Below are 18,190 nucleotides of genomic sequence, written 5' to 3' on the forward strand. Positions count from 1 at the left end.
TAATGAAAAATATGAAACATATTTATTTATTGCTAGTGCTTGCTGCTTTTTCAGGCAGCCTGCAGGCACAGTCATTTCAAAAAACAGCCCAGGGGGTAAAAGCCTCAACTACAAACAATGATATTGAAATACAATTTTATAATGATGCCACTATACGTGTGGTTAAATCTCCAAAGGGTAAGGTTTTTAAAAAGGAAAGCCTCTCTGTAACAGCATCGCCATTAAAAACTGGCTTTACTACACAGGAAAAAAATAGCATCCTTACATTAAAATCGGGAAAAGTAAGTGTAAACCTTAATCTTAGTAACGGAGAAGTTTCATTTTTTACAGCAAACGGGCATCCCTTACTTAAAGAAAAAGCAGGCAGTACAGTATTTACCCCTTTTAACGATGCAGGAAACAGTACATACACCGTTTCGCAATCTTTTATCTTAGATAAAGACGAGCCCATCTACGGACTTGGTCAGCACCAAAACGGAAAGCTAAGCCAACGCGGCCTTAAATACCGCATGGAACAGGGTAATGTAGAAGATGTGGTTCCTTTTTTTCAATCGGTAAAAGGCTACGGGCTGTTTTGGGATAACTACTCTCCTTCTGATTATACAGATACCGAAGAAAGCACTACCATTAAATCAGATGTTGGAGATGGTATTGATTATTATTTTATGTATGGCGGCAGTGCAGACGGGGTCGTTTCGCAAATGAGGGGACTGACAGGAAAAGCTCCCCTATTCCCATTATGGACATACGGTTACTGGCAAAGCCGCGAACGCTACAAAAGCCAGGCAGAACTGGTAGATGTGGTAAAGAAATATCGTGAACTTGGTGTGCCGCTGGATGGTATAATACAAGACTGGCAATATTGGGGTAATAACTATTTATGGAACGCAATGGAGTTCTTAAACCCTGAATTTCCTGACGGTAAAAAAATGGCCGACGATGTACATGCCCTCAACGCCCACATGATTATATCAATATGGTCATCATTTGGCCCTATGACAAAACAATATCGCGAAATGGCTGCTAAGGGTATGTTATTTAATATGCAGACCTGGCCGGAATCGGGTTCAGAAAAATGGCCGCCAAATAAAGATTACCCATCCGGAGTAAAGGTGTATGATGTATATAACCCACAGGCACGCGACATTTACTGGAAATATGCTAATGCAGGCTTATTTTCTGCCGGTATAGACGGATGGTGGATGGATTCTACTGAGCCTGACCACGTTTATGCCAAACAGGAAGATTATGATACGCAAACATTTTTAGGCTCTTTCCGTAAAGTGCGTAATGCTTTTCCGCTAATGACTGTGGGAGGAATGTATGATAACCAGCGAAAAACCACGTCAGATAAACGTGTGTTCATACTTACCCGTTCGGCGTTTGCAGGGCAGCAACGCTATGGAGCCAATACCTGGTCTGGCGATACAGGCTCAAGCTGGGAAACACTTCGTAACCAGATACCTGCGGGACTTAACTTTTCGCTTAGCGGCATACCGCACTGGAATTCTGATATAGGAGGATTTTTTGCAGGAGCCTATAACACTTCGTGGAATGATGGTTCAGGAGCAAACAACCCACTGTACAGAGAATTGTATACCCGATGGATACAGTTTGGAACTTTCAACCCCATGATGCGTTCGCATGGTACTGAGGTACCACGGGAAATTTACAATTATGGTAAAAAAGGCGAGCCTATTTATGATGCCATAGATAAGTTTATAAATCTTAGGTATGCCCTACTGCCTTACATCTACTCTGCCTCATGGGATGTAACACATAATAACTCTACGTTTATGCGTGCTTTATTTATGGATTTCCCTGCCGATAAAAAAGGATGGGATATTAATAATGAATTTATGTTTGGACAGTCAATACTTGTTGCCCCTATTGTAAATGCACAGTACACACCTGAAAAGATTGTTAAGGTAGACGAGCAAACAGGCTGGAACAAGCAGGAAAATAAAACAAACGACAGCACTATTACTGTAGACTTTACTACCGAAAAAACTACTAAAGTATATTTACCGGAAGGCACTGGTTGGTATGATTTCTGGACTAACCAAAAAATAGAGGGTGGCCGCGAAATTACCGCCAAGACCACAATAAATATGATTCCGGTTTACATTAAGGCCGGAGCGATCCTGCCAATAGGCCCTGCTGTACAATATGCAACCGAAAAGAAATGGGATAACCTGGAGATAAAAGTATATCCTGGTGCAAATGGCAGCTTTACACTATATGAAGATGAATTTGACAACTATAATTATGAAAAAGGAGCCTATACTGAGATAAAGTTTATTTGGAATGACAAAGCTAAATCGCTTACTATAAATGACCGTAAAGGAAAATATAACGGCATGCTTAGTACCAGGAAATTTACTATTGTTTTACCTTCAGGTGTAACGAAAACAGTGACTTATAACGGTAAAAAAACTACCTTTAAGTTTTAATAGATCTTTTTAAGATGCTATTAGATATAGCATCTTTTTTATACAGAAAAGGGAATCAGTAATTACTGATTCCCTTTTCCTGTTTAAATCCTTTCAGATCAAAACAAATTAGTTCAGTATTTTTATAAGATCTCCAGACGGAGTAAAGGTTGCAGTTAAGTCGATACCATCTTTAGTAAGTACTAATTTATACTCTCCGTCATCTGCTTTGGCAGCTTCCTTAATGGTATAAGTGCCATAACTTTTCTTGATCTTATCTAAGGTTTCTTTAGGTATGGCAGAAACATCGATTTTCTTATATTGTTTTTCCTGATAGTAATTAACTATGTCTGATGTCAGATTTGTGGCTGCCGCTGATCCGGTAAATCCGGCCAAAACAGCAAAAAGAAGAAATAATCTTTTCATGGCTTATGCTTATTAGTTTTACCAAATTTAGTCAACATATAAATGGACTACTGCTAAATAAATGCTAAACTTAACAAAGGCAAAATTAATATAACGCAAAAGGCTGCCCTCATCAGGCAGCCTTTGTTATACATTTAAGTGTAATTATTTTTTAAGGTACTTTCTATATTTAACGTAAGCAAAGCCGGCAAGAATACACGCACCAAGTGCCATATAGTAAAACTGGTCTGGCGTACGGCGTTCGCCGCTTGCATAACTGTGAAGCCCGGTTAGGTAAAAGTTAACCCCAAAATACGTCATCAATATTGAGAAGTAGGCTAACACACTAAAAAAGTTATAGATCCAGGTATTGCGCAAAGACGGCACAAAACGCATGTGTATAACAAATGCATATACCATAATACTTACAAGTGCCCAGGTTTCTTTAGGGTCCCAGCCCCAGTAGCGTCCCCAACTTTCATTAGCCCATTGTCCCCCTAAGAAGTTACCAATGGTTAGTAGCACAAGCCCTACGGTAAGCGCCATCTCGTTTACATAAGTAAGTTCCTTAATGCTCAGGTCTAGTTTTACCTTGTTTTTATCGTTAGCAAAAATCATCAGTATCAGCGCTACAAGGCCAAGGATCATACCCAGGGTAAAGGGGCCATAGCAGGCTACTATAACCGCCACGTGTATCATTAGCCAGTAAGAGTTAAGCACGGGTTGCAGGTTAGCAATTTCAGGGTCGGTCCAGTTACCCTGTGCCACCATAAGTACTATACTGGTTACAAATGCCGCAGAAGCTACCACAAGGTCAGACCTGCGGTTAATAAAGTCTTTTATATAATCAATTTTTGATAGCTGTCTTACAAAGAAGCCCGGTGTAAAACCAGCCCCTAAGCCAAAACCAAACAACATGGTAGCCCAGGCCACATAAATGATAGACTCATAAGCGTTACTCCATGGGGCGTGGCCCGATACATACCAGCGTACTATCAGCGCCACAGTATGCAGCACGAATAGCAGCCAGACTATAGTTTCAAATACGGTTAATGTAATCCTGATAGCTTTACGGTCATAAAATATCTTTATGATGGCAAACAACAGCATTAGTATACCGGCAAGGGCGTAATACAAGAACAGTTTTTTAAACACATCATATTTGTTGTAGAGTATCTCTGCATTTATCTTATCATCTGATGGCATTACTGATGCCCCCATTTTCTTTTGATACATGGTAAGATCCCTCAATATACCATTAGCTATTTTATAGTCGCCGGAAGTTACGGCATTACCTAAAGAGCCAAAATAATACGGCACTATGTTACGAATGGTATCGAGCCCCTTGTAGGTTCCCTGAGAAGCCTCAGGATATGATACCCATTTATTTTCTTTATTGCCGGGTACCGGCAATACTCTTAGTATTTCTCCGGAAAGTGCCCAGTTAAGCAGGTTGATGCGTTTATCAAGATCTATAAAATCTGTATCAAACTTGTTGGGTTCTTTTTTGGTAAATGCTTTTTCTAAAACACCAGTCAGCTTATAGTTGCCCTGATTATCAAAAAAGTCGGCCATGGCGGCATACGTTGCCGTTTTGTCCAGTCCGGCTATTGCCCTTATACTGTCGTTACCACTTTTACTAATGAAGAGAACCGGCACCTCATACCACATTCTGTTAAACAGCTGCATCGACAAAAATGTCTGGTCAGCATTCATACCATTGTAAGTATCGCTTTTGCTTACTTTACGCAACAATTCAGATGAGAAAGTATTGGCAGGCTTCATCCTTCCCCCCGCATCCTGAATGATTATATGTCCAAATTTTTCGGCGTGTTCCGCGCTTACTTTATACTTATCAAATATAGAGTCTATTTGTTTTTGTGTAGGCCGCACGTGCTGCACATGGTCATGCTGCTCTGCAGGAGTACTTTCCTGCTGGGTATGCACATGGTTGTGATCATGATTATGATCGTGCTCATGGTCATGTTCCTGTGCAAAGCCAATTAGTCCCATAAACAGTACAAGCACCGTAGCCAATGCCTTTTTCTTAGCAGCTACTTTATCCAGTTTTTTCTTAAGGTCGCCAAAACGGGTATTTTTGTCAACTAGTATTACCATAAGGCCAATATATAATAAGAAGTATCCGGCATAAGAAATTGAGGTACCCCAAAAATCGTGGTTTACCGATAGCTTTGTACCTTTTTCATCCGGGTCAAAACCCGACTGAAAAAAGCGGTAGCCCTTGTAATCTAATACATGGTTCATATAAATACGGGCATCAAATTTTTTATTATCACCAGCATCATCAATGCTAACCTTACTTTCAAAAGAAGCATAACTTTTCTCTGTACCCGGATATTTTTCGGCCACAAAATCATTAAGTTTTATAGAAAAAGGCAGTTCATATGTTTTACTGCCATAAAGCAATGTAAAATCCAGCTTACCGATAGTGAATGATACGGGAACACCTATTTTTTGCCTGCCTCCCAGTAGGGTAACTTCTTTTTCTTCGCCCTGGCTTTTAACAGTTACGGTAAGCGCGGCATCTTCTTTAGTCTTAACATCGCCGTTAGATTCATAAGTAAGCTTACCTTTTATGGCACGCTCAGGCAGTACAAACATGGCACCTGCCAGGTTATATAGTGAACGGAATACCAATGGCTGTAGTGTATCTTTAGCCACAGTGCCCTGCATCCTGTCGGCCATACGCATATAGGTACCTTCAAACGGCGCAGAAAGAGTGTAATCTTCACCATTTTTAATGATGTTTACAGCACCTTCTGTTTTCTTATTAAAGGCAAAAAGTATATTGTTTATATTTTGCACCTCACCTTCTTTAAGGTAATGGTCGTGGCGCTGGCCCATGCTTTGCTCCACCAGCTTTATATATTGTATATTAGAAGTTGGGTCTTCTTTAATAACTTCTTTTGCACCCAGTGTAAAATTTTTATATTCTACCTCAAAAGGTATTTCATTAAAATCTTCTGACACATTAAAGTAATTGCTCGCTATAAACGGAATTTCGTTACTGCTGAACAATAATGGCTCTTCAAAAGTGCGGCGCATGGTTTCTCCTTTATATTCGCCATCTACCAGAACAGTAAGATAAGGCTTATCGCTGTAAAACACCTTTTCGGTAGCACCTTCTCTAATAGGCATCATACCTTCAAAACTAATATAGCGGGTAATAAAAGCACCTATTATTATAAGTATAAAAGAAAGGTGTAGCAATAGCGTAGCCCATTTCTCTTTTTTATGCAGCCTGTAACGCTTAATATTACCAATAAAGTTGATGACAAACAATAGCATTATGGCTTCGAACCAGCGGGCGTTGTATATAAAAACACGGGCCGTTTCTGTATTATAAGCATCTTCGATAAAGGTTCCGATGCCCATTGAGGCTGCAAAAACTACAAAGAGGACAGCCATTAATCGTGTAGAGGAAAAAAAGGATATAATTTTATTCATGATTGTTTTAGAAGCATTGTTTAAAAACTGGTGCAAAAATACTCAAAACTTCAGTCACAGCCGCTTTGTATTTATTAAAATTCAATAAATGGTGCGTAAAAACTCATTTTCTTATTTACAATAACTTAGGTATATTTGACAAACTATTGCTTAACATACACAATACTTTAATTTAATGAGAATACCACAATTCCTGCTCGTGTTAGGGCTTACAGGTTTTGCAGCCTTTGCACAGGATATAGATCCTAACAACCAGCCAAAATTTGATGATATTATGTACCGCCGTGGCAACACCTACCGTGCCGCAAGCGGAGTACCCGGGCCGGAGTACTGGCAAAACCGTGCTGATTACAGCATTGAAGCCGAACTGGACGATGTAAGCAACACCATAAAAGGGAAACTTACCATGACCTATTATAATAACAGCCCGCAGGATTTGCCTTACATATGGATGTATGTTGAGCAAAACCGCTTTACCGAAGAATCTCGTGGTACACTTACAACACCCATTCGCGGTAACCGCTACAGTGGTGATACCGATGGCGGCCTTACCGTTACAGGGGTTACTGCAAAAACCAAAGGTGATGCCAGCAACAAATACCTGATTAACGATACGCGTATGCAGGTATTTTTTAATGAGCCTGTAAAAGCTAAAGGTGGCAAAGCCGTAGTGAGTATGAATTTTGAATTTAAAATTCCGCAGGCAGGTATGGACCGTATGGGAAGGCTGACTACCGAAGGCGGCACTACCTACTCTATTGCCCAGTGGTACCCACGCGTAGCCGTTTATGATGATGTTGTAGGATGGAATACCGACCCTTACCTGGGTGCGGGAGAATTTTATGTAGAATATGGCGATTTTGATTATAAGGTTACCGTACCCTACAACCACATTGTGGTAGGATCTGGCGAGCTGGTTAATGCTAAAGAAGTACTGACAAAAAAGGAGCAGGAACGCTGGGAGCAGGCCAAGAACAGCGATAAAACGGTTTTCCTTATATCGCCGGAAGAAGCCGGAAATACAACCATAACCCGCCCGGTACAAAACGGCAAGGTTACCTGGCATTTTAAAATGAAGAACACGCGCGATGTAGCTTTTGCTTCGGCAAAAAACTTTATTTGGGATGCAGCACGCATCAACCTGCCAAGTGGTAAAAAAAGCATGGCACAGTCTGCTTACACATCTGATGATGATGGTAACGAAGCCTGGGGACGCAGTACAGAATATGTAAAAGGTAGCATCGAGTTTTATTCTAAAACTTATTATGAGTTTCCCTACCCTAATGCGGTAAACGTAGCAAGTAATGTGGGTGGTATGGAATATCCGGGGCTTTCGTTTTGTGGTGCCGGCAGTAAAGGTGGCGAACTGTGGGATGTTACAGACCATGAATTTGGCCACAACTGGTTCCCTATGATCGTGGGCAGCAACGAACGCCGTTATGCCTGGATGGACGAGGGTTTTAATACCTTTATAAACTACTATAGTTCTACCGCATTTAATAACAATGAGTACCCAAGTAGCATTGCAAAAAGCCGTGCACACGTGCCATGGTTAAAAAGCAGGTACCGCGAGAGTATAGCTACCTACCCAGATATTGCAAGATCTATGAACCTGGGGTATACAGCCTACTACAAGCCTGCAACAGGGCTTATAATGCTGCGCGAATATGTACTGGGACATGAGCGTTTTGACTATGCCTTTAAACAATACATTAAAACATGGGCATTTAAGCACCCACAACCAAGCGACTTTTTTAATGCAATGGATAACGCCGCCGGAGAAAACCTTAACTGGTTCTGGAGAGGATGGTTTACTAATAACGATAATATAGACCTGGGCATAAGTACTGTAAGCCAGGAAAAAGAAGGCTACATTATTACCTTTACTAATAAAGGGAGCCTGCCTATGCCTGTTGTATTTAAAGTAACGTATGATGATAATACCAGTGATGAGCACAGCCTGCCTGTAGAAATATGGCAGCGAGGCAACGAGTGGAGGCATTATTTTAAAACCACAAAAAAAATCAAATCACTTGAGCTGGATCCAGGAAGATTTATACCGGACATCAATATAAGCGATGACACCTGGACAAAAGAATAACAGATAAAACAAACATAACAAGGGCTACTGCTAAAGTGGCCCTTTTTTTTATCCTACAGCTATTAGGCGATACGTTTCCTCGGTATGTATAACCTCTGTATGGCAGGCACTTTTTAGCCAGGCATGTATTTTCCTGAACAGGCGGCTGTTGTTTACCAGTTCGCTTTGCGAAGCATGTACCTGCAACAATATAAAAGTGGTAAATTTTTTAAGCCGTTTTGCATAGCTGCGTAGTTCTTCAGATATTCCGGTATCATTACGTACGCAAATAATACTTGCGCTGCCGCAGGTAATAGCTCTTGCTGCATGGGCGCAAATATTATCCTGCTCTTTATCGTGGCTGGCTGTGGCATAATCCTCATGTATTTCCAGCAATAAAAAATACGGTTCCATTTTTATTTACTAAGATAATAACTAAACCGTTTTCGAAACAACGAATTATTATTCAATTAACTAACAAACAACGCATTATCGAATATTTACATCCGTTAATCGATAAAAATGTTAAAAAAATACTTTTCTGTAAGGATAGTTTTCTAAATAAAAGTTTAAAATAGGCTATAAATACAAAAAACCGCCACATCTAAATTACTGATGTGGCGGTTTATGCGAAAAGAATAGTAAAACTACTCCTCTTCCGTAGTATGTGATTTAGAATACGTTCTCCATTTATCAATACACTCTACCATATCCTTAGGCAACTCGCTGTCAAAACGTATAAATTCTTTTGTCGTTGGGTGTTCAAACCCAAGTGTTTTAGCGTGCAGTGCCTGGCGCGGCAGTGTTTTAAAACAGTTATCTATAAACTGCTTGTATTTTGTAAAAGTAGTACCCTTAAGAATAATGTCTCCGCCATAGCGCGCATCGTTAAAAAGAGTGTGCCCTATGTATTTCATGTGTACGCGTATCTGGTGTGTACGGCCTGTTTCCAGCCTGCAGCTTACCAGCGTTACATACCCAAGTCGCTCAATAACCTTATAGTGTGTTACCGCGTGCTTACCCTGGCTTCCATCCGGGTAAACTGACATTTGCATACGGTCTTTAGGATGGCGGTCAATGTTACCCTCTATAGTACCTTCATCTTCCTGCACATTACCCCACACCAGCGCTATATATTCGCGTTCAGATGTTTTATCTGCAAACTGCTTGGTAAGGTAGCTCATTGCCTGCTCTGTTTTGGCAACGACCAAGAGACCCGAGGTGTCTTTATCAATACGGTGCACAAGGCCGGGGCGCTCGCTACTGTTCATGGGCAGGTTATCAAAATGATAAGCCAGTGCGTTTACCAGTGTACCGCTGTAGTTTCCGTGGCCGGGGTGTACCACCATGCCGGGTTCTTTGTTAACAATAAGCAGCTCATCGTCTTCAAAAACTATATTAAGCGGAATATTCTCCCCTTCCAGCAAGTGCTCATAAGGCGGGTGCTCCAAAAGCACACGCACCACATCGCACGATTTTACTTTGTGATTACTCTTTACAGCAACATCGTTTACATAAATGTTACCGGCTTCGGCAGCCTTTTGTATTTTGTTTCGGGTAGCATTTTCTACCAGGTTCATCAAAAACTTGTCAACCCTCAGGGGCTGTTGTGCTTTACCCGCTTCAAAACGGTAATGCTCATACAGCTCATCATCATTATCGGCATCAATATCCGCTATCGGCTTTGTTGTCATTTCTATATTATGGGGTTATTGTATCATTTGCAGTGGCTTCAGGATCCTGGTAGCTCTCTTTACCGTCGCCCAGTACAAGGTCTATCTTACTTGCTTTTAAAACTTTATCGCCTTTTTTAAGCGTTTTTCCGTTTTGCTTCATCTCCAGTACCACATCTTTAGCAAGATAAGGCACATAGGTTTTAGTACCCTCCGCAAGCCCGGCACTCTTAAGCATTGGCACTGCCTGGCGATACGATTTTTGTACCAGGTCTGGCACTATGATCGAACTATATCCACCGGCATTAACTTTTACATATACCTTACGGTCTTTTTTAACGGTAACATTAGCCAACGGATCCTGCTCTGTAATGGTATATGGCGGAAACTGAGGATTAAAATCGACAGTATCCAGCACTACAGCTTCAAGGTCAAGCTCCTCAAGTTTCTCCTGAGCTTTTTCAACGGTTGTTTTCTTAAGATCAGGTACCGGTATCTCTTCACCGTGGTTAGTAGCAAAACTAAGCCAGTATAATACTGCAAAAATTGCCACTATAACAATGATAAGGGCAATGATTACCTGCTTAAAGAAAACTTTGCTCGTTAAAAAATTTTTAAGGCTCATAAGTAATTAGGTTTCCGCAAAGATATAAATAATACTAAACTTTATGAGTTTACACAAATAATGATATTTTTGTGTTAGGCTTAACCGTTTTCGGCGGCAGCCGGTAAATCAAAATATAACAATGAACGTAGCAGTAGTAATGGGCGGATACTCAGATGAGTCCGTTATTTCCATCCGTAGTGGTCAGCTTATCCTTAGTAACCTTGACCGCTCAAAATATACCCCTTTTGAAGTACATATTTTGCCCGATGGCTGGCATGTACTGGCCGATGGTGCTAAATATGAGGTAAACAAGGCCGATTTTAGCTTTGAAAAAGATGGTAACAAAGTAACATTTGATGTTGCGGTTAATACCATACACGGCACACCCGGAGAAGACGGACAGCTACAGGCTTACTGGTCGCTCATTGGCCTGCCATACACGGGCTGTGGTTTTTATCAGAGCGCGCTTACATTTAATAAGAGAGATACACTTAGTGTACTAAATAAATTTGGTATCCCTAAAGCAAAGAGCATTTACCTTACGCAGGGTGATGCCATTACTGCCGAAGATATAGTTACTACGCTTGGCCTGCCTTTTATGGTAAAGCCAAACCAGAGTGGCAGCAGCCTGGGTATTAGTAAGGTAAACAGCATAGAGGAATTTGACAAAGCCTTGGATTTTGCCTTTGCAGAAGACAGCGATATACTAATCGAAAGTTTTTTGAAAGGTATGGAAGTATCTGTAGGGGTGCTTAATTATAATGGAAAAACTACCATATTGGGTATTACCGAAATAGTATCGCACAACGACTTTTTTGACTACGAAGCCAAATACCAGGGTAAAAGCGACGAGATTACCCCTGCCCGCTTAGATAGCGAAACCGAACAAAAAGTGCGCGATATATCTATTAAAGCATATGAAGCACTGGGCATGAGTGGCTTTACCCGTTCTGAATTTATTATAGTAGATGGCGAGCCTCATTTTATAGAGATGAATACCAACCCCGGATTGTCTCCGGCAAGTATCTTCCCGCAGCAGGCAGCGGTAGCAGGCATTGCAATGAGCGACCTGTTTGATAATGAGATACAACTGGCACTAAGCCGAAAAGTGCTTTTGAAGAAGTAGTGGTCAGTAATCAGTTGGCAGATAGCGGCTGGATAACTTCCTAAACTTTAAACCTGAAATTTTAAAGAAAAAACTATGAAAGTAGCTGTATTTCCCGGATCGTTTGACCCCATTACCCTGGGGCATTATGATATTATAAAGCGTGGCAGTACGCTATTCGACAAAATAATTATTGCCATTGGCGTTAACGCCGAAAAAAAATATATGTTTCCGCTTGAAGAGCGCAAGCGTTTTATTGAAGAGGCTTTTAAAGATGCACCAAACATTGAGGTAATTACTTATGAAGGGCTTACCATAGACCTTTGCAAAAAAGTAGGCGCCAAATTTATTCTTCGTGGGCTACGGAATCCTGCCGATTTTGAGTTTGAAAAGGCCATAGCCCATACCAACAGGCTTTTGAGCAAAATAGAAACGGTATTTTTACTTACTGCGGCACAAACATCATACATAAGCAGCAGCATAGTGCGCGATGTGCTGCGCCACGGCGGCGATTATACCAAACTGGTGCCGGACGCGGTACGTGTGAATAAAACTACTGAATGAAAAAACTCTTAGTACTGCTGCTATTCCCGGTGGCGTTGTCAGCACAAAATAAAATTATGTATACTACGCCTTACGAAAAAGGGAACGGCAACCAGACTGCCACCTACCAGGAAACCAAAGCCTACTTTCAAAAACTGGATGAAGGCTTTGAATCTATACAAATGCAGGCCATAGGCAGCGATGATAACGGTATGCCCCTGCACATTGTAATATACAATCCTGATAAAAATTTTAACCTGCCCGAAGTACGCAAAACCAAGGCTATTTTATTACTTAACAACGGCATTCACCCCGGAGAGCCGGACGGTATAGATGCTACAATGATGCTGTACCGCGACCTTGCTACGGGAAAAATTGCCATCCCAAAAAATACGGTTATTGTTAACATTCCCATATATAATATTAGTGGGGCACTAAACCGTAACAGCCACAGCCGTGCTAATCAGAATGGCCCTGAAAGTTATGGCTTTAGGGGTAATGCCCGCAATTATGACCTTAACCGTGATTTTGTAAAGTGTGACACCAAAAACGCACGCAGTTTTGCAGAGATTTTCCATAAGGTAAAGCCCGATGTGTTTATAGACAACCATGTAAGTAATGGTGCTGATTACCAGTATATATTTACCTATATAGCTACGCACCACCAAAAGCTGGGCGGAGCATTAGGACAGTATTTTAAGGCAGAAATGATGCCTGCCATACTCGACGCCATGAAAGCCAAAGGCATTGAGGCTACACCTTATGTAAACATACACGACGAAAAGCCTGATAATGGTTTTGAGCAGTTTATGGATTATCCGCGCTACTCTACCGGATATGCTAGCCTGTTTAACGTGCCCGGCTCGATGCCCGAAACACACATGCTTAAAAAATATGCCGACCGTGTAAAGGTTACTTATGAATATATGCTGGAAACACTGGCGTACACCGATACTAATTTTAAAACCATAAAAGAAAGCAGGCTCGTTAACCGCGATAACTATATGCCGGGCAATCGCTATACCCTGCAATGGTCTATAGATAGTAGCCAGGTAAGCCTGTTGCCTTTTTTAGGCTATGAAGGCAGTTATAAGCCCAGCGAAGTAACAGGCCAGCAAAGGTTATACTACGACCGCACAAAGCCTTTTAAAAAAGTGGTTAAATATTATCAGGAATATAAGCCGGCACTTGAGGTAACGATACCTAAATCATACGTTATTCCGCAAAGCTGGTGGAATATAATTGATCTTTTAAAGCTAAACAACATTCAGCTACAGCAGTTACAGCAGGATACCGAAATAGAAGTGGAAAGCTACCGCATAGGCAGCTATGAAACGAGTAAACAGCCTTATGAAGGCCATTACCTACACAGCAAAACACAAATTGCCGCAACAATTAAAAAAGTGCTTTTCCATAAGGGTGACTATGTAATAGACACGGCTCAGCCTGGCGTTAAATATATTATAGAAATGCTGGAACCACAGGGTGTGGATTCATTTTTTACATGGAACTTTTTTGATGCCATATTGCAACAAAAAGAGTACTATTCTGCTTATGTATTTGAAGATACTGCAGCAAAGTTACTTAAAGATAATCCGAAACTTAAGGCCGAATTTGATACAAAAAAACTAAACGATAAAGCCTTTGCCTGGAATACAGAAGCACAACTCGACTGGATTTACACTAACAGTGTATATTTTGAAAAGCAGTTTATGGAATATCCGGTGTATAGGGTGTTGAAATAACTTTCATTCGGAAGGTTCTAAAACACACCTGTTCGGAAGAGCTAAAAGGGTTAGTTTACTATCCAAATAACTCTATTCAGCTTCGGAGAAGCGGCATGTCTATAGAAAATGATCACAGGGCATGGTCAGGAGTTCCGGAGGAACGGCACATAATTTCAAAAATATGCCGCTCCTCCGGAGCTCTGCTCACTCTGATGTTACAATTGCTATAAATATGTCGCCCCTCTGGGGCTATCTAACTGGTAAAATTAGTCTTCCGAACACCTGTGCTTTAAAAACCCGCCAGGCATAAACAATTAATCAATCAACAACCAACCATAACCAAATGAAAAACCTTACCATATACCCCCGCCTGTTTGCCTTTATTGCACTGGGTTTTGTACTGGCTACAATTGTAGGTACAGTAAGCCACGAAATGGGTCATATTGCCGTAGCAAAAAGCCTGGGATATAAAACAAAGCTTTACTATGCTTCAATGAATTATAATTTTGAAGAAAAGCTTGATTCGCTTGAAGCTTATCATGATAAACATAAATCTGCAATTTACGCAAAACAGGATTCTCCCGAAAAGACGTATTTTAAAAAAGCATATGAACAGATAGGAAAAGAGCGATATTATATAAACTGGGGCGGGCCGGCACAAACCATGATTGTAGGAACATTTGGATTTATCATGCTTTGGTTACGCCGAAAAAAAATAACTGAATATGGCATGAAAGTAGCCGACTGGATTTTTGCAATAATAGCATTTTTCTGGTCGCGCCAATTATTTAATTTCTTGCACCTTATTTTTGATTATATAGGTAGTAAAGGAACGAACCTGAGCACAAGAGGCGACGAAGTAAAAATAAGTCGTTACTTGCGTCTTCCATTGCCAACTGTAAATGTAATAACTGCCACAATAGCCATAATACTACTTGTATGGGTTGTGTTTATAATCATACCAAAATCCAAACGCCTAACCTTTATAATTTCCGGCCTTGGCGGTAGTGCCCTGGGCTGGATGATTTGGATGTACTGGATGGGGCCAGTATTACTCCCATAAAACATCATAATTTATACAACTATCTTTTTTATTTTTGCAAACAACCATAAAGCACAAATGTTTAAAAAATTCCTGAGCTTTTTTATTCCTGTAAACCTTGTCAGGAAAGATTCAGAGGTAAGCCAGCAACTCGAAGTTACCCTTAACAATGGCAAACTGGTGCTTGACAGTAAAAACACCAATTACTCTTATGGCAGCCTGCAGCGTATATTACGCAAAGGGCTTCACTACATAGGTTTTGAGCGCATACGCGAATTTAAAAATATACTGGTACTAGGTGTGGCCGGCGGCAGCGTTATCAAAACACTTGCCGATGACATTGCTTATAAAGGACAGATTACCGGTGTGGAGATTGACCCAAAGATAATTGAGATAGCCAATAAATACTTTGAACTAGATAAAGTACCAAATTGCAACATTGTAATTTGCGATGCCTTTGAGTTTGTACTAAAGTCTAAAGAAACATATGATCTTATTATAATTGATATCTTTAAAGATACCATAATGCCGGGATTTTTATTTGAAGATTTCTTTATAAACAAAGTCAACCAAATACTTAATGTAAATGGATTTATATTATTCAATACCATGACATTAACTAAAAAAGATTTTGAAAGAAACCAGGAATATAAAACACACTTTAACAGCAACTATTCTATAAGGCTCTACCCAAAAGTAGAAGAGCATAATGAATTGTTTACCATTAAAAAACTGCGATAAATGGATTTCAGGCTGCATAAAAAAGCTATAGATGAACTTGGTTTCTCTATAATTGATGACATTTACAGTGATGTTGAACGCAACGCTATCATCAATATAATTGAAGGCGCAGACACATCTGGCGATACCTTTAGAAAATCGGCCAACCTGTTTGCCATACGTCAGTTTTTAAAAGAAATTCCACGAGCGGCATCGTTGATTTTTAATAAAAAATTAAACGAAGTTATCAGGACTATTTTTGGCGCTGATTATTTTGTGATCAAATCGATTTATTTTGACAAACCGGGCGACTCTAACTGGTTTGTTTCCTATCATCAGGACCTTACCATATCTGTAAAAGACAAAATCGAAACTCCCGGCTATGGCCCGTGGACGATAAAACAAAACCAATTTGCGGTGCAGCCACCTTTACCTGTTTTAGAAAATATCTACACCATTCGCATCCATCTTGATGACACAAACGAAGATAACGGTGCGCTTAAAATAGTGCCCAAATCGCATGCGAAAGGTATTTACCGACCTGAAACTATCGACTGGAATGCTGAAACCGAAGTAAATTGTAGTGTTAAAGCAGGCGGTATTATGTTAATGAAGCCACTTTTACTGCATAGCTCTACACGTTCGGTTAACAATAATCGCAGGCGCGTTATTCATATCGAGCTTAGCAATACAGTACTTGCTGATGGACTACAATGGGCAGAATTAATTGATTAAAATATTACAAAAAAATCAACCTCTTGGCATTTTCCATATATAAGATTATAATCTAAATACATGTTTTAATTTTATGTTTTTCAGATATTTAAAACATAAAACTTAAATATTTAATTTAATACATTTATTATTTTAAATGTTGTACCTCACCCCTTGCACTCTAATCAGTTAATGTTATTGCTAAATATATCTATATATCGTAATACGATACCGTTTTAGTTTATTTTACATTATGATATGAAAAATTAAATAGATTATTTTTTAAGGTATGCGTAAAATTTTTTGAAATAAATTATAAATGTAAAATAAACATTTATATATTTGATAAGTGTAAAGAATACATTTATTAAACAACCAAATTTTATTTTATGAAAACAATTTTACGTTCTAAATTGCCTTTGTATGCAGCCCTGTTTGCGGTTCTTGGTACAGGAAAACTAACAGCTCAGGTTTACACCTGGAACGGATCGGCTAATAACCAGTTTTACAATACCTCAAACTGGGTTAGCTCACAAGGTGCAGTAGCATTTGATGACAGCTCATTCAAAACCGTAGTTACTAACAATACAGGCACTGCTCCTACTATTAACCAGTTTGTAGCCTGGCAACCGGGTATTTTTAACAGCATGAGTGGTAACCTTACTGTGAGTGCTGAATTTAATGTGTTTTTTAACGACTGGTTAAACGGTACTGTAGATGTAAACACAGGTGGTATTTTTACGTGCCGAAACATTATCCGTGTGGGACGTGAGGGTGCAGGAACTGTAAACATCAATGGTGGTACATTTCGCTGCCAGAACGATGGTACATGGCAAGGAATCTTTATTGGTGCGCTTGCAAATGGTAATGGTACCGTAAACGTAAATGATGGCGGCCTTATAAGTGGTGGCTATCAGGTAGAAGTTGGTACACGTAACAACTATCCTACCGGTGTGCTTAACGTAAATGCAGGTGGTACATCTGAAGCTTACTGGACAACTGTTGTAGGGCCTAACGGTACTATAAACGTAAACGGCGGTACGGTAAACACAGGGCAGGCATTTATTGTAGGCGACCTTTATGTAGATCCGGATGGTACTCCGGGTACTGTAGGTGCTGTTGTAGGCAGCGTAAACATTAACTCTGGCACTATAATAGTAAACCAGTTTGACTTAGAAGCACCGGTAGTAGACCTTAAGGCAGGTTCTAAAGTAGTTGTTGACAATGGTAGCCTGGTTGTTAAACGCACAGGTGTAAACTTTAGCGATACTCTTAACGCATTAATAACTGATGGAAAGCTGGTAGCGGCAACGGGTAAAGTGCTTCGTGTAACATATGATGGTACAGGCAACACTGCGGTTATAGCCGAAACTGCGGCCGCCGTAGCAACGCTAAGCAAAAATACGGTAAGCCTATACCCTAACCCGGCTTCAGACGCTATAACTATAGGTTTTGAAAATGTTGCCCGTAATGCTTCGGTTAAAATTGTAAATCTTACCGGTGAGATCGTGGCGCAACAAAAACTTAATGGCACACTTAGCAATACGGTTGACGTAAGCATGCTGGCAACAGGTATGTACCTTGCTACCATAAGCAGCGATAACGGAAGCTACACGACTAAGTTTATCAAAAAATAATTGAGTTAGTTAGTTAATAAAAATGCTCCGGTTAGTA

General features: G+C 40.2%; 14 protein-coding genes. 9 read left to right on the plus strand and 5 right to left on the minus strand.

What is annotated here, in order from left to right; all coding sequences use genetic code 11:
• Positions 1-11 precede the first annotated feature (11 nt).
• Positions 12-2,453 (plus strand): glycoside hydrolase family 31 protein, encoded by a 2,442-nt coding sequence (locus DYH63_RS07840; RefSeq protein ID WP_240409079.1) that lies wholly within the window; start codon positions 12-14, stop codon positions 2,451-2,453.
• Positions 2,454-2,561: 108 nt separating this feature from the next.
• Here DYH63_RS07840 and DYH63_RS07845 read toward each other — a convergent pair whose 3' ends face one another.
• Positions 2,562-2,858: a hypothetical protein gene (locus tag DYH63_RS07845; protein ID WP_116788280.1), complete on the minus strand. Its 297-nt coding sequence runs from the start codon at positions 2,856-2,858 to the stop codon at positions 2,562-2,564.
• 144 nt (positions 2,859-3,002) lie between these two features.
• Positions 3,003-6,308 (minus strand): cytochrome c biogenesis protein, encoded by a 3,306-nt coding sequence (locus DYH63_RS07850; protein ID WP_162927134.1) that lies wholly within the window; start codon positions 6,306-6,308, stop codon positions 3,003-3,005.
• Positions 6,309-6,480: 172 nt separating this feature from the next.
• Here DYH63_RS07850 and DYH63_RS07855 point away from each other — a divergent pair, with 172 nt between their 5' ends.
• A complete protein-coding gene (locus tag DYH63_RS07855) occupies positions 6,481-8,406 on the plus strand; it encodes a M1 family metallopeptidase (RefSeq protein WP_116788282.1) in 1,926 nt (641 codons plus the stop codon).
• Between the two features lie 48 nt (positions 8,407-8,454).
• Here DYH63_RS07855 and DYH63_RS07860 read toward each other — a convergent pair whose 3' ends face one another.
• The 3 genes from DYH63_RS07860 to DYH63_RS07870 all read right to left on the minus strand — a co-directional run bounded on the left by DYH63_RS07860 (position 8,455) and on the right by DYH63_RS07870 (position 10,683).
• A complete protein-coding gene (locus DYH63_RS07860) occupies positions 8,455-8,799 on the minus strand; it encodes a hypothetical protein (RefSeq protein WP_116788283.1) in 345 nt (114 codons plus the stop codon).
• A 233-nt stretch (positions 8,800-9,032) separates the two neighbouring features.
• Entirely contained in the window at positions 9,033-10,079 is a 1,047-nt protein-coding gene (locus DYH63_RS07865; RefSeq protein ID WP_116788284.1) for an RluA family pseudouridine synthase, read from the minus strand.
• A 7-nt stretch (positions 10,080-10,086) separates the two neighbouring features.
• Entirely contained in the window at positions 10,087-10,683 is a 597-nt protein-coding gene (locus DYH63_RS07870) for a PASTA domain-containing protein (RefSeq protein WP_116788285.1), read from the minus strand.
• A 121-nt stretch (positions 10,684-10,804) separates the two neighbouring features.
• On the opposite strand from DYH63_RS07870, the gene DYH63_RS07875 reads away from it, so the two are divergent.
• The 7 genes from DYH63_RS07875 to DYH63_RS07905 all read left to right on the plus strand — a co-directional run bounded on the left by DYH63_RS07875 (position 10,805) and on the right by DYH63_RS07905 (position 18,153).
• Complete coding sequence (locus DYH63_RS07875) at positions 10,805-11,791, plus strand: D-alanine--D-alanine ligase (protein ID WP_116788286.1); 987 nt, start codon at positions 10,805-10,807, stop codon at positions 11,789-11,791.
• A gap of 75 nt (positions 11,792-11,866) precedes the next feature.
• Positions 11,867-12,334, plus strand: a complete 468-nt coding sequence (coaD, locus tag DYH63_RS07880) for a pantetheine-phosphate adenylyltransferase (RefSeq protein WP_116788287.1) — start codon at positions 11,867-11,869, stop codon at positions 12,332-12,334.
• Positions 12,331-14,058, plus strand: a complete 1,728-nt coding sequence (locus tag DYH63_RS07885; RefSeq protein ID WP_116788288.1) for a M14 family metallopeptidase — start codon at positions 12,331-12,333, stop codon at positions 14,056-14,058. The genes coaD and DYH63_RS07885 overlap by 4 nt, the downstream gene beginning before the upstream one ends.
• 325 nt (positions 14,059-14,383) lie before the next feature.
• The gene (locus tag DYH63_RS07890) at positions 14,384-15,103 is read left to right on the plus strand and encodes a hypothetical protein (RefSeq protein WP_116788289.1); all 720 of its coding nucleotides are present in this window, start codon (positions 14,384-14,386) and stop codon (positions 15,101-15,103) included.
• Between the two features lie 57 nt (positions 15,104-15,160).
• Positions 15,161-15,823: a spermidine synthase gene (locus tag DYH63_RS07895; RefSeq protein ID WP_116788290.1), complete on the plus strand. Its 663-nt coding sequence runs from the start codon at positions 15,161-15,163 to the stop codon at positions 15,821-15,823.
• Entirely contained in the window at positions 15,824-16,537 is a 714-nt protein-coding gene (locus DYH63_RS07900) for a phytanoyl-CoA dioxygenase family protein (RefSeq protein WP_116788291.1), read from the plus strand.
• 368 nt (positions 16,538-16,905) lie between these two features.
• Positions 16,906-18,153, plus strand: a complete 1,248-nt coding sequence (locus tag DYH63_RS07905; RefSeq protein WP_116788292.1) for a T9SS type A sorting domain-containing protein — start codon at positions 16,906-16,908, stop codon at positions 18,151-18,153.
• Positions 18,154-18,190 lie beyond the last annotated feature (37 nt).

It is taken from the genome of Flavobacterium psychrotrophum (assembly GCF_003403075.1).
GTDB classification, from domain to species: Bacteria; Bacteroidota; Bacteroidia; order Flavobacteriales; family Flavobacteriaceae; genus Flavobacterium; species Flavobacterium psychrotrophum.

Coding starts and splice junctions, on each gene's coding strand:
- DYH63_RS07840 (WP_240409079.1), top strand. CDS start 12: ATGAAACATATTTATTTATTGCTAGTGCTTGCTGCTTTTTCAGGCAGC.
- DYH63_RS07845 (WP_116788280.1), bottom strand. CDS start 2,858: ATGAAAAGATTATTTCTTCTTTTTGCTGTTTTGGCCGGATTTACCGGA.
- DYH63_RS07855 (WP_116788282.1), top strand. CDS start 6,481: ATGAGAATACCACAATTCCTGCTCGTGTTAGGGCTTACAGGTTTTGCA.
- DYH63_RS07860 (WP_116788283.1), bottom strand. CDS start 8,799: ATGGAACCGTATTTTTTATTGCTGGAAATACATGAGGATTATGCCACA.
- DYH63_RS07865 (WP_116788284.1), bottom strand. CDS start 10,079: ATGACAACAAAGCCGATAGCGGATATTGATGCCGATAATGATGATGAG.
- DYH63_RS07870 (WP_116788285.1), bottom strand. CDS start 10,683: ATGAGCCTTAAAAATTTTTTAACGAGCAAAGTTTTCTTTAAGCAGGTA.
- DYH63_RS07875 (WP_116788286.1), top strand. CDS start 10,805: ATGAACGTAGCAGTAGTAATGGGCGGATACTCAGATGAGTCCGTTATT.
- coaD (WP_116788287.1), top strand. CDS start 11,867: ATGAAAGTAGCTGTATTTCCCGGATCGTTTGACCCCATTACCCTGGGG.
- DYH63_RS07885 (WP_116788288.1), top strand. CDS start 12,331: ATGAAAAAACTCTTAGTACTGCTGCTATTCCCGGTGGCGTTGTCAGCA.
- DYH63_RS07890 (WP_116788289.1), top strand. CDS start 14,384: ATGAAAAACCTTACCATATACCCCCGCCTGTTTGCCTTTATTGCACTG.
- DYH63_RS07895 (WP_116788290.1), top strand. CDS start 15,161: ATGTTTAAAAAATTCCTGAGCTTTTTTATTCCTGTAAACCTTGTCAGG.
- DYH63_RS07900 (WP_116788291.1), top strand. CDS start 15,824: ATGGATTTCAGGCTGCATAAAAAAGCTATAGATGAACTTGGTTTCTCT.
- DYH63_RS07905 (WP_116788292.1), top strand. CDS start 16,906: ATGAAAACAATTTTACGTTCTAAATTGCCTTTGTATGCAGCCCTGTTT.